Origin of the sequence: Pseudoalteromonas sp. 120-MNA-CIBAN-0494, from assembly GCF_040308885.1 — a bacterium.
Taxonomy (GTDB): Bacteria; Pseudomonadota; Gammaproteobacteria; order Enterobacterales; family Alteromonadaceae; genus Pseudoalteromonas; species Pseudoalteromonas nigrifaciens.
On record NZ_JBEOOE010000054.1, the window covers coordinates 1 to 13,080 of the forward strand.

Below are 13,080 nucleotides of genomic sequence, written 5' to 3' on the forward strand. Positions count from 1 at the left end.
TTTTACCGACCTAATGCCGTGGAATGTGCAGCTAGACTTCGATTATAGCTAAGCGCACTGCTTAAATGCGCGCTTACGTAGAAACGGCTAGGAAAAAATCAGAAGAATTTATCCTTTTGCAGTGGGAGAATTCTTGGATTAAAGCAATTAATACAATGAACAAAAAAAATAACAATAAAAAAAGACAACTTAAAGCGAGCATATTGATAAACAAAGATGAACAAAGAAAGCTACAGAAAGAATCTCATATAAAAAATAATGTATTAAGCAAGTTGAAAATAAGAGTTATAAATACTGAAAAATTAATGAAGGAAGATATAACAAAGTTTGAAACTTTTATTAATATATTGGAGCAAGAGTATCATGCATTAAAAACAAAAAAAATTGATGCATTTTTAGATGAAGATGATGAATGTGATGCTTTTATGCAGTTAATCTCATTTTGTGAATTAAGTGCTCAGAGAGATACGTTAAAGCTTTTACATGGAAAAAAGTGATTAGAATATGATTACAAACAGTGAGATTAATAATAAAGAAAAACAATTAACTGAGTTAATGGTGAAAATCGTTAAGCAACCACTTGCTCCTGTTATCAATGACTTGGAAAGATTAAAAAATGATATTTTATCTGTAGGGGATGCGCTAGAGGAGGCCAATGAAAAGCTTGATTTGGTGAGTGCAGATAAAGATGAGTTATTAAAACAATTAACAAAAAAAATTTCACGTTTAGAAGAGCGTGTTTTAAACGATATAGCTAAAAATAGCGCAGAAATTATTAGTGACAATAAAGATAGAGTTGAACAACAGCTGTTAGTTTTTAATAAGTCTATTGATGGTGCGGTGTCTGAAATAATATGCTCAAGTGATACCGTTAAAGGTATGTTGGTTTCTTTTAGTAACAAGATAGATGAGCGTCATAAAGAACTGTTAGATAGGAATAGTTGTTTAAATTCTAAGGTTGATAAATTAGTCCATGGATTAGAAGACACTAATAATAAAATAGCTAAAATTATTGAAGAACAAGAGAAAGCAACATTGGAATTGACTAGTAAAAATGATGAAATTAAAGGTTTAATATTTAAAGTTAACAAAAAGATTAATTTATTTTCACTCGTTTTATTAGTGCCAGCTTTAATTGCTACCTCTTATTATTGTTTTCAAACACTTAGCTATTAACAGCTCAGAATGAAACTCCAATTCAGCGCCTCAAACGCACTTAATAAATATCTAAAAGCTGATTTACCTCGTTTGCCACATGAGCCTGGTAAACAAGCAGGGGTAAATACCATCATTAGCGATAGTAATGTTTTTAACTGGCAATTGCAGATTATTGATAACAGCTCTAAATCTCGTGAAAAAACAATCATTGTTTGTGAAGCGAATAGCCGTTTTACGTTTTTTATACCGGTTAATTTAAAGCTATCGCAAGAGGAGTTAACTCAGCGCTTAGCACATGAATGGCAATTGATATTGGCAGAAATACTTGAGGTGTATCAGCTAATACCTCGTAGCGACATCGCCGTGCTATTAAGTGAAATATCTAAAATAGAATTCACCCTGCGCTGGGTTAAAAACACTGATTTAAGTATAAGCGGGCATATTAGCGATGCCGCACTTTGGGTTACCCAAACACTCAAAGAAGAGGGGCTTTATGAGTTATCTAAAGAGCTTGCTATTGAATTAGCAACATACTTAAATACTCATCCGAAACGTATTACCAATAAAGCAACTGGTCGTAAAGAGAGGTTTATACCGATAGAACGCATATTAAGTTACTGCCAATCGCTTATCACTGCACAGCAACGAGATGCTAAACCGCCAAACGATATAATTGATAACAGTAATATCATTAATTTTAGTGATTATAAAAAAGCTAAAACAAACTAAATATATTTTCGCAAGCTTGTGAAATTATATTTTTATAAATTTTTGTATAGCATTACAAAAAATAAAGCAGTACTAACAAACACCTAATTGTTAGTTAAATATTTAAGGAAGAAAATGACCCTCTCATTACAAAATTTTAATAAAGCCCTATCTGAAGCAGAACAACTATTAGCATGCTTTGAAACGTTAAATAACCATCCAGAATTATGCTCGTATGATGTTTTAAAAAAAGCGAGCTTAATAATGACGCTAACAGCATGGGAAACCTATGTTGAAGATGTGGTAACTGAAATTTTTGATGCCAAGTTTAGCCTGATAAAAGGCTCTCAATTTGGCCACTTTGCAGAAAAGCAATTGCAGGAACGTTTAAAGTATTTTCATAACCCAAATTCAAATAAAACCAAAAAGCTATTTGAAGAGTTTTTTGGTGTAGATGTTACTGAGCAATGGTCATGGCCTAATGTGTTACCAAAAGATGCCAGAGAGCAGCTGAATAAATGGATTTCTAAACGGGGCGAGGCCGTACATCGCGCACAGCTTGATATTACTCAACCACAAATAATTAAAAAAGATGAGCTTGAAAAGTGTTTGCGTTTTTTTAAAGCGTTAGCACAAGCAACAGACAAGGCATTAGCAGTAATTTAAAGGAATAAGTAATGAGTTTACAAACAAGAATAAAACAATTGTTCTGGTATTTTTTAAAGTTAGTTGCCTGACATCTATTTTTACGGTTGTGAAAATAGACTCAGTAATTAATTTTTCTTTCTTGCAGGTTCTTAAATACTTATTTTTATTAAATTAAATATAGAATAGCTACTGGAAGTCTAGTATTTTTTAATGGCTCAGATGGGTTAAGGATAATACTTGGCTACAAAAATTATCTTTTTATGCTACATGGATTAGTATGGATTTCAAAAAACAAATAACACTTGCTGTTAAAGCAGGTGCACCGATTGTACAAATTATAAGCCACGATACCCTCCGTATTAGGGCAACGATTAACTCAATTGCAGACACTTTAAGACTGGAAACTTTCATTTGGGATAGCTGTAAAGGTTTAAGAAAAGGCATTAGTCAACAAGAACTAATAGAAGATGTAGATACCCCCTCCGAAGTACTTGAGTGGGTAATTGGTGATAATCAAGATGATTTAACCACTCCAGTTAACTGTATTTTACTCCTTGAAGACTTTCACCCTCACATAGGTACATTCGATCATAAAAATATTTCACGCTTACGAAGTTTTGCCGTAGCTGTTGCTGGTCGACGAATAGATAAAGTGACTATTATTATGTCACAACCTGTTTTTGATTTACCTACTGAGTTGGTAAAAGATACACAAGTTTTTGAAATGCCTTTGCCTAATATATCAGAACTAAAAAAGCTTGCAGAACAAGCTAAACAAAAGTTTGAGTTAGATGAGCGAGATTGCTCTTTCAGTACTGAGTTTCTTAATTCAGCATTGGGGTTATCTACAAGTGAAGCGCAGTTAGCATTTGCGAAAATTGCTTGTGAGAAGGAGCGATTAAATGAACTTGATATTCCAAGCATTGTTCGAGAAAAAGAACAAGTCATAAGAAAGCAAGGCCACTTAGAGTACTTCCATCCAAGTGCCACAATGGATGATATAGGCGGTCTAGACAACCTAAAAAAATGGCTTAAACGAAGAAAGCTTGCCTTTGGTGATAGCGCAAAAGATTTTGGTTTAGAGGAGCCAAGAGGCTTACTTTTATTAGGTTTGCCTGGTACAGGTAAAAGCTTAGCAGCTAAAGCAATAGCGAATGCCTGGCAATTACCTTTACTACGATTAGACATTGGCAAAATATTTGGCGGTATCGTAGGTCAATCAGAATCGAATATGCGTGAAGCATTGCAGTTAGCAGAGACACTATCTCCCAGTATTTTATGGATAGATGAAATTGAAAAAGGGTTATCGGGTATTCAAAGTTCTGGTTCATCAGATGGAGGCACTACAGCGCGAGTGCTTGGTAGCTTCTTGACTTGGATGCAAGAAAAGAAAAAGCCTGTATTTGTTGTTGCGACAGCTAACAATATTGCGCAGTTGCCCCCAGAGTTACTTAGAAAAGGGCGTGTTGATGAAATTTTCTTTGTTGACCTACCTACTGAGCAAGAGCGGGAAGATATCCTCAATGTTCATTTAAAAAAGCGAAGCAGAGAAGATAATTTAAGTCTAGTTGAGATAAAAAAAGTGGCTCAACTAACACTCGGCTTTACTGGGGCTGAGTTAGAAGAAGTGATTAAAGAGGCGTTGTTTATGGCCTTTGACGATGGCATTGATATTAACTTTGAACATATTAAATCAGCAATTGCAGTAACTACACCTATATCAATGACTATGCACGAATTGATCGATAAAACACGTTCATGGGTCAAAGGGCGAGCAGTGCGAGCAAGCTCACAAAAACCAGAAGTAATCACTGATAAATTAAAATCAATGACTCGCTTAAAATCTGAAATAGAAAATCCTTTCGAGTAATCTACTATGAATCCATTTTATCTATCACTTTGCGGTGATGAATCTGAGTCGGCAAAATTACAGGATAACGTGAGTGATGGTCTAACCTCTTTTCGTAATTATTTATCTAACAGTATTACGGCGTTTAAAGATAAAGAAGTAACATGTGAATGGGAAGCTCTTGCTCAACTGCAATTTATTATCAAACCAAAGCAAAATATATATCAAATAGTACCTCTTACTCGTATTCGTTTAATCAATCCAGATAAAGATTGGTACCGATTAAACAACGATAACTTAGATGGTGACTTTGAAGTTGAGCTTGATGAGCCCGTAACCGTTGGCAAAGGTAAAAAAAGCCAAAAAATTAAAGTAGCTGGTTCTAGAATGCGTAATGATTTTTATGAAATTAAAATAGAGCACAGTGAAGTTATTACTTCAATAGTTTGGTTAGGTTATACAATTACATTAGTACCCTTGAGCCTTACTGTTATAAACACAGATGTAGTGATAGTGGATGAAAAAAGTTACAGCATTGATACTTGTAATGATTTAGTTATTGATCTGTTTGGGCAATTAAATGAAAAAAATGGAACAGCCAAACTCAATGATTCAACCGTAAAATTTGAGACCATAAAAACTTTTTCTGATTCTAAATTGGCAACTCATGTAAAAAAGGACGTTGCTAACTGGTTAGTGCTTTCAATGATGAAGCCTAATTATGATTGCGCTAAAATTGAAGATATCACTGCTCGTGAGCTTAAGAATTTAACGGTTGAGAGCTTATTTGATAGTAATGGGAAACCATTAAAACAAAGTGATTGGGAGTTCTCTCTAAACAATAACAATGTCACTATTACCGCTCAACATAGCAATGTAACAAAATTAAGCCACTGCAGTTTAGGTACTCATCCAGAGCTTGAATTTGATATTAAGGAAGAAAATAAACAAGAGCAGTGGATACAATTAATTGAACCTAAAAATAACGATGATAGCGGCCTATCTGCACTCGATTATTTTTTTAGTGAGAACGCGATTATTTTGGAATCTAACCAGAATAATAACCGCGAGTCATTTCACGTAATAAAAAGTAATAGTGAAGAGAAACAGTTATTACTGGCTAAATCAAAACAAACTAAACAGCAAAGCGTTTTACCTATATATAAAACTATAAAGGCCAAAGCTGATATTTCTCAATTGCGCAAGCAACAAGATGCTATAGCAGCTTTAGCATCTGCTCCTCACTCAGGACAGCATGGGTTACTGAATTTATTTAAATACCAAGCAAGTAAACCTTGGCAGCATGTAAAGTTTGTACCTCTTCAAGAGGGGGAATGGAAAATTCTGACTGATAATAGTTTTAAAGGGTGCTTAGAACAGAGAGAGTTTGTTGAGAAAGCATTGGCTACCCCTGATTTTGCAATTCTTGATGGCCCGCCTGGAACAGGGAAAACAACATCCATTTTAGAGCTTATTGTTCAGTTAGTTCGTCAAGGTAAAAAAATACTTTTGACAGCTTCAACTCATGCTGCAATAAATAATGTTCTAGAGCGTATAGACAGTAAACAACTTACTAATGAAGTGTTTGCACTTAGAATAGGTGATGCTCATAACGCTCAAGGACTTGAACACTACCAATTTGATAATTTGGTTCAAAGTGAAAATATCAGTAAACAAATATTAGTTGATAGCGCTAATCTCATATGTGGGACCACCATAGGTATAATGAGGTTATTTAACGATAAAGAGGTCAATTTACCTCTTTATGATCCAGCTTTCGATGTGATGATTATAGACGAGTGCAGTAAAACCCCTTTTCAGGAATTTTTGGTCCCTGCTCGCTATGCGGCTAAACATATCTTAGTTGGAGATATCCGCCAACTTTCCCCATTTACTGATAGAGAACAGATAGTTGCAAACCTCGAAAACCTTATATTAAAGCCTGGGAGAAGAGGGCATGCTTCGCAAACGTTAGATAAAAACTTGCAAACAGCATGTTTTTTACTAGAAGCGTTAAGAGCCGGGCAGAAAAGCCATCATGCCTATTCAAATCAATTAATAAAAACGGTATCACCACAAGAAGCTAAAGCCTTAAAGGGCGAGCTTGCGCAAAGAGTAAAAATAGACGAAGAATATAAACGTATCCTAGTGATAGACTCATCAAATATAGAGGAGTACGCTTCGAGTCCAATTTTACTTTGGGAGTATAACCTATGTTTTATTGCTGATAATTGTTTGCAAAACATTAATGATTTTATACCCGCTGATGGCATTTGGCTATCAGATGACTGGCATTCGAGTGCTCATGCATTTTCACATAAAGCATCATTTAATAACGACCAAAAACTTCATAGTCGTGGCGTTAATATCAACGGAACATCAGAGGTGGCAGCACATTTTAATAAACAATTGAAAGAAAAATCTTGGGCAGAGGAGGTATGTTGGCGACTAGAAAGGTTATATTGGTTACGTTTATCACATAATTTTGATAACAAAACTCAAAACTATAAAGAAACTATAGAACGCCTCTTACCGAAAAGTATAAATTGCGAAGGGCGAGTTTTTCAGCTGCAACAAGTGGCATTTCCCTCAGTATTAGAAGCGTTATCAGGTAATGGATTACAAAAGCGAAAACAAGATATCTCGCATACGCTTAATTCAGGTTTTACTCCGGGTATTAAACAGCAACGCCATACAACGCTAAGCTATCAACATCGAATGCATCCAGCTATTTCTAAATTTCCAGGGCAGCAATTTTATCGTGGTGAATCACTTAAAAATGGAGATAGTGTTGCTGTTGAAAGAGAGTGGGATTACTTGGGGTTTGAATCACATGCTACTTGGCTAGATATTCCTAAAAATAGTAAACATGCACAAGTAAGTCAAAACAAAAATAAAGCCGAAGTCGATAAGATCCTTAAAGAATTAAAACAGTTCTGTGATTGGGGGGAAGCTCGTGTAAACGATGAAGGGCAGCCTTATAGTATCGCTATTTTGACCTTTTATAAGGGACAAGAAACAGCATTGAGAAAAGAATTACAAAAACTGCCGGGTAACAATAAAAAATATAGTCAATTTGAATATAAAGGGCAGCCTATTAAATTAGCTACTGTTGATTATTTTCAAGGGCAAGAAGCAGACTTGGTTTTTCTATCTATGGTGAATAATTATCGAGATGGTTTTTTAGATTCACCTAACCGGCTGAATGTAGCTATTACACGAGCCCGATATCAGCTAGCGATTGTCGGTTGTTATGATTATTTTGCTAATAATAGCCGAACTATGGAGCTTAAAAATCTGGCTAAAGCGCTCTTACCAAGGAAAGTTAAATGAATTCGTCACTGCAAGAACAATTACAGAAAACAAAACCAGACATTACCAAGGATAGATCTAGAACAGGTCATCCTGAAAACATGCGACAACCTTCTAAAAAAGCACGTAGTAATGGTAACGGTCCTTTGTTTACATTAAACCGAAAGGTTAATTTAGTGTGCTTGCCTTTGTTGGGAACGCTAGAGGTTTATGTTAAGCGTCAAGATATTGTTGATGCGCTTGGAAAAGTAGCTGAACTTCCAATTAGGCTGCTTGAGTATTTAAAAAAACTAGCCTTAATCGACTGCAATAAGGAGCTCACAGCTAGGGGAAAGGAGTTTTTAAAAATGGGACTTTTACCTACTCTCGAAAGAGGTTTGTTTCATATTTGGTTTGCCGAAAATGACCAATTATTGGTAAAAAATCCAATTTTAATACAGCGTATCGATGCCTTTGCCACAAAAGACCTTAATCAATATAGATCTTATCGTGGTGATATCAATCAATATTTAACTGAGCAGGTTATTACTACCAACTTAGCGATAGAAAATAATAAATCGATCTCAATTGAGTCGGTTAAGGTTGCGATTAAAAGCATTGAAGTGCTTTGCGATACTTATAATAAAGCAAGCGCATATTTAAATTGGCAGTTAACAGCGCACAGTAAAACTACTCTTAGTGGGAAATTAAATATTGAAGTTCCCAGTAAGGGGAGGGGTAATAAGTCGTCATCTGTTGGAAAAGAATTCTCTTTCAATTTACCAACTAACCACAACCAATATATAGAATTAATGGACAGTATAGGTAAGCAGTTAAATGGCAAGTGGAACAATCAATATCAATATTTCTCCCTTCCTTTTAGTGAAACAATTGATGAGAAAAAAACGCTTAACGGCTTATCGTTAGAAACACTTCCTTTTGAAACAGTTGATTCAACTCGTTTTGGTTCATTTAAAATAGTAGAGCATCAGTCATTGCCAATTTCACCTATGGATTTAAGTGATGGAGAGAAATGGCTAGAAGCATGGTGCAAACATTTTTACCAGCAAAAGCATAATGCGTTAATACATGCAGAAAAAGCGCAATTGGACTGGCTTTCTCAGCCAGGATTAACCCCACATGATATTACACCTATACAGATTGACAAGATGTTAGCGATATTAGGCACAGAAGGTAAAGCTACTAGCTATTGGCAAGCGGCTGCAGGTTTCGATTTAATGCCACATCTAGCAGCTGATTTTGGCGTTGCTTTAACATTAGATGATGGCGCCGAGTTCGAATTTCCAAAACTTATAAACCATTTAACTAATGGTAGACACATAGAAAATATAATTATCTCAGATCGTTATTTTACATCCGATCATCAACAAGCCCTTTTGACGAGAATCGCCATTAAAGTAGGTGTATCAAAAGGTTTGTTTGTAACACTGAAACAAATGTACAAAAAGAAATTACCTGAAAGTTGGCAGCCTAAATTTATTGATAAATCTCCAGATAATCATGATCGTTACTGGTTGTTTTTTACATCGGCAGGTTTAAAGTGTTGGAAAGTCAGTGCAAGTTTAGACTTTGCTCGCGAGCACAATAGGCAGTGGGTCGTGCATGGCACACCGACTTTTACCCCTTTAGATAAGAGGGATTTACCACAATATCTCCAAGACATCGTTGAAGAATATAACAGGGAATGTGTGTAATGACGACATTAGCACCCAAAAAAATTAAATTCGAAAAAGATTACAGTGAACAAAAGCTTAGCAGTAAATTTGTATCTAAAAATGCTAATACTGAATCGGCTTATGATTGTGATGTTGTTACTGTATTTAACAAAGCTAAATTGATACAGCAGATAGAAGAAACCAAACATACTTTAATTATTTCTGTAGATATTCTGTTTGATAGTGAAACTATCAAAACAATACAGTTACTAGTTGATAACCAACCGTCCATACGGGTTTACTTATGCTTAGGTGATGATGTACAAAACAAAACAGCGATAGATCGGCTTAAATCACGTTGTTTAGTTCGCACTGGTGTTGCTCAGGCTGGTGCGATATTTTTAAGTGATCATCAGTACTTTAATAAACGCGGTGTTGTTATTACGGAATTAGATGAAAGTGGCTATTGTTTGGATCTTACACTAGATCAAATTGATGATAGTTACCGAAGCTTCTGTAAACACTTTTGGGATAATACACAGTACGAATATATAGGGGAGTCAAGGCGTCAGGCACAACCAACAGATGTTAGGATTATCTTAAATGATGAATATCAATTAGATGGTTATTTTAATAGGAAATCATTTAAAACAACAATAGCAACAGTTAACGCATCAGCTTTAGCAAATAAAATTGAGATAACAGATGACGCTATGCTGATTTCAAATCGGCAACTTGCCGAGCTAAATAGTATCGCAAAAGAAAGTTCAGTAAATATAGTTTTAACTGACTTTAACTATCCTAATATTGTTTATGAAGCTAAAGATGATGAAAGAAGTGAAGAGGTGGTTTGGTTACTCCCGAAGGGGTTTTCTGCAGGTAAAGTAAATTGGGCTATTCAGCTTGATGAAGCTCAAAAAAATAATGTAACTGCATCTATTAATAAGGTTACTGAGCAGGCTTGTTGGGTACTGGCGTTAAAACCAAATGTATCTGAGCTTGTTAATGTTAAATTTGTGTCTGCTAATAATACAAATGAAGAATTAATGACCATAGAGCAACGCAAAACTATTACTTTGGAAGAGCACTATTGCCAATCAATCGAAGAATTTTTGAATGAAACTCCAGAAGCTTTGTTTTCGAAACAAACAAATTGGTCTGATAAATTTGCTGCGCAACATGTTTCATTCACTGGAATAATTCATCCTCCTTATTGCCCAAAAAACGCAACCGCTGATGAATTGGTAAATAAGTGGGAGAAAGTAAATAACTTGTGGCAGCAATCACTCTCCGAAGCGGAAAGCACGCTAAATAACTCAAGTAAACAACTTACTGAAAGTAGGACTCGCTCGTTTGCAAGTTTATTGAGTCAATTTATTCTGGGGCAAAATCAGACACATAGAAAATTGATTGAAAGAATAGATGCGCTCAAAAAGTTTAACCTTTTACACTCAACACCTGCTGAGAGAAAAAAGGCAGAAGATGATTTTTCTCAAATTGTATTAGAACTAAATCAGAATAAAACGCAAATATCTCAGCAGATCAATTTGGCTGAAAAAGAACATATTTGGGATAAAAAAATTAAGCAATTATCAGCGGATAAAGAGCAAGCTAAGAACGATGTGAGTAAAGCGAAAGAACTTATTAAAAATAAGCGACCAAAACTAGAAACGTTACTTAAAGAAATAGAAAGCAAGTACCGTGAGGAAGTTAAAACTGACAGAAGTGAGAAAACAGAAGACGATACAGCGACATTACCAAAGGAGGCAGAAGAGTTAAACAGCACCAAACAATTCTTTTCAAAGAAAGAAAATCGAAAGAAACACGCTAAATTATATCAAGTCTACAACCATTTAGTTACTGAACATAGCAAAGCCCATAAAGAGCTGTTAGATATTGAGAGCAATACTGATAATCATGAAAAGAGTTTAGCAACCATCAATGATGAGCTTGACCGGCATGAACGCAGCAAACCAAAAGCAGAAAGCTTAGATGAGTCGTTAGATCAACAACTCGGACTTAAAAGTAAAAAACAGTTAAAAATTATTTGGCCTTCAGAATCTTTACCAGATGATGATTTTTCATTAATGCAAGATAAAGGTAAACGGTATCTAGTGATTGAATCATTAGATAAATATGAGATTGCGAATAAAGAGGCGTCTCGATTAAAAGCAATAGTTTGTACCTTTAAAAATGGTGATATTTATGCCTGAACAGCAAATTATTATAACGATTGATGAGCAAGGCCAAGTCAATGCCAAAACAGAAGGGTTTCAAGGTGATTCTTGTATAACTGCTGTTGTTGAGCTTCTTGGTGAGCAGATTAACATTAAAAATTTAAAAAAGTCTGATGAATACTATCAATCACAAACTGTAAAAGCAGTTAATATTGTCGAAAATAAGCGAGGCGGTTAATGAGTGCTGTTATTAAAACTACCACGCCTTTTGTACTAGAGACTGCCCTTTTTCAGGCGCTTATTAAGTTAGGATATGAACCAAAATATATAACTGTAAAAAATATACGTGACTTTCAGGGAAATAATAGTGTTAAGTGTGGTGACATAGTCACTAATAGGGTTGATTACAATGGACATCAGCACTTTAGAAAGCAAGGTGAGCTTTGGGTATTAAGGCATGATGCAGATCAATATAATGCACGAGTACTAGGTTTAAAGCATTATAAAAAAGTCGCTGACTTCTTATCGGAGCTAGAGCAAGAGTATTTGTGTGAGTATGAGCGTCATTTAGCAGAACTCGCCGAGATAGAAAGAAAAGAAATTGAAGAGCAAAGAAAGGCGAGGGTGGAAGCGACTCGACAACAAGCAATAGCAAAAGCTCAAGCTCAAGGTTATACCGTAAAAGAAAAGCACATTAATGGCAAAATTCAGCTTGTTTGTATTAGGCATATTTAATTTATGACTAATATAGGTGAAGGTAATTCTTTTTTTAATCTAGCTCATATCGAAGAACATACTCATATATATGGTCCAGGTTCTCGTTTTACAATTTGGCTACAAGGATGTAGCTTGGGTTGCAAAGGCTGTTGGAATACTCAAATGTGGCCGCATAGAGAGAGAACCCTTATACACAGAGAAAAACTTTATCAGCAAATTTTGGATACACCCGAAATTAGTGGTATTACCTTTTTAGGAGGTGAACCGCTTGAGCAAGCAGATAATACGCTTTGGCTAATCAAAATGATAAAAGACAATACTAGTTTGACTAATGTTGTTTATACAGGCTTTGAACAAAGAGAACTCGAGCTCAAAGGTTATTGGTCAGCTTTATATGAAAATAGTGACCTAATTATATCGGGGCGCTATCAGCAATCATTACGAAACACATATTTAAGACTTCGAGGTTCAACAAATCAAAAGCTTATATATCCGCATGGCTCTAGACTTATAGAAGAAAGTGATGAAGGTAATGAAATTGAAATAGTAATTGATAGTTTAGGCTCAATTACAACTCTTGGTTATCCAGATTAAATATCAATAGTCTTCCAGAATTGTATATGTAATTAGGTTAGCTTGGAACTAACATAACGAAACTGGATCATTGCATATAATAATTATTTTTTAGTTGGTACGACTAAGTGGACTCGAATCGCTGACCTTTGGAGCGAGCTTGCAAGAGTAGGGTGTGCTTTTTCTTTAGATTTTTTATTTTGAAGTGGTACGACTGAGTGGATTCGAACCACCGACCCCTACCATGTCAAGGTAGTGCTCTAACCAACTGAGCTACAGTCGT

11 protein-coding genes and 1 tRNA gene are annotated in these 13,080 nt (G+C 35.3%); 11 read left to right on the forward strand and 1 reads right to left on the reverse strand.

Annotation, left to right across the window (positions count from 1 at the left end; genetic code table 11):
• Positions 1-65: 65 nt before the first annotated feature.
• The 11 genes from AAEY55_RS17400 to AAEY55_RS17450 all read left to right on the forward strand — a co-directional run bounded on the left by AAEY55_RS17400 (position 66) and on the right by AAEY55_RS17450 (position 12,818).
• Positions 66-497, forward strand: coding sequence for a hypothetical protein (locus tag AAEY55_RS17400; protein ID WP_350552439.1), 432 nt, complete (start codon positions 66-68; stop codon positions 495-497).
• Between the two features lie 7 nt (positions 498-504).
• Positions 505-1,176 carry a hypothetical protein gene (locus tag AAEY55_RS17405; RefSeq protein ID WP_350552442.1) on the forward strand — a complete coding sequence of 224 codons (672 nt, stop codon included), beginning with the start codon at positions 505-507 and terminating at the stop codon, positions 1,174-1,176.
• 9 nt (positions 1,177-1,185) lie between these two features.
• Positions 1,186-1,887, forward strand: coding sequence for an amino acid adenylation (locus AAEY55_RS17410; RefSeq protein ID WP_350552444.1), 702 nt, complete (start codon positions 1,186-1,188; stop codon positions 1,885-1,887).
• A gap of 114 nt (positions 1,888-2,001) precedes the next feature.
• Positions 2,002-2,532, forward strand: a complete 531-nt coding sequence (locus tag AAEY55_RS17415; protein WP_350552447.1) for a HEPN domain-containing protein — start codon at positions 2,002-2,004, stop codon at positions 2,530-2,532.
• A 259-nt stretch (positions 2,533-2,791) separates the two neighbouring features.
• Positions 2,792-4,384 carry an AAA family ATPase gene (locus tag AAEY55_RS17420; RefSeq protein ID WP_350552450.1) on the forward strand — a complete coding sequence of 531 codons (1,593 nt, stop codon included), beginning with the start codon at positions 2,792-2,794 and terminating at the stop codon, positions 4,382-4,384.
• A gap of 6 nt (positions 4,385-4,390) precedes the next feature.
• Positions 4,391-7,696 carry an AAA domain-containing protein gene (locus tag AAEY55_RS17425; protein WP_350552453.1) on the forward strand — a complete coding sequence of 1,102 codons (3,306 nt, stop codon included), beginning with the start codon at positions 4,391-4,393 and terminating at the stop codon, positions 7,694-7,696.
• Entirely contained in the window at positions 7,693-9,369 is a 1,677-nt protein-coding gene (locus AAEY55_RS17430; RefSeq protein ID WP_350552456.1) for a hypothetical protein, read from the forward strand. The genes AAEY55_RS17425 and AAEY55_RS17430 overlap by 4 nt, the downstream gene beginning before the upstream one ends.
• Positions 9,369-11,543, forward strand: coding sequence for a hypothetical protein (locus AAEY55_RS17435; RefSeq protein WP_350552458.1), 2,175 nt, complete (start codon positions 9,369-9,371; stop codon positions 11,541-11,543). The genes AAEY55_RS17430 and AAEY55_RS17435 overlap by 1 nt, the downstream gene beginning before the upstream one ends.
• Positions 11,536-11,745, forward strand: a complete 210-nt coding sequence (locus tag AAEY55_RS17440; protein ID WP_350552461.1) for a DUF2997 domain-containing protein — start codon at positions 11,536-11,538, stop codon at positions 11,743-11,745. Before AAEY55_RS17435 ends, AAEY55_RS17440 begins: the two co-directional genes overlap by 8 nt.
• Positions 11,745-12,242 carry a hypothetical protein gene (locus tag AAEY55_RS17445; RefSeq protein WP_350552464.1) on the forward strand — a complete coding sequence of 166 codons (498 nt, stop codon included), beginning with the start codon at positions 11,745-11,747 and terminating at the stop codon, positions 12,240-12,242. Before AAEY55_RS17440 ends, AAEY55_RS17445 begins: the two co-directional genes overlap by 1 nt.
• A 3-nt stretch (positions 12,243-12,245) precedes the next feature.
• Entirely contained in the window at positions 12,246-12,818 is a 573-nt protein-coding gene (locus AAEY55_RS17450) for a 4Fe-4S single cluster domain-containing protein (RefSeq protein WP_350552467.1), read from the forward strand.
• Between the two features lie 185 nt (positions 12,819-13,003).
• On the opposite strand, the gene AAEY55_RS17455 is transcribed toward AAEY55_RS17450, so the two are convergent.
• Positions 13,004-13,080: transfer RNA gene (locus AAEY55_RS17455), tRNA-Val, on the reverse strand.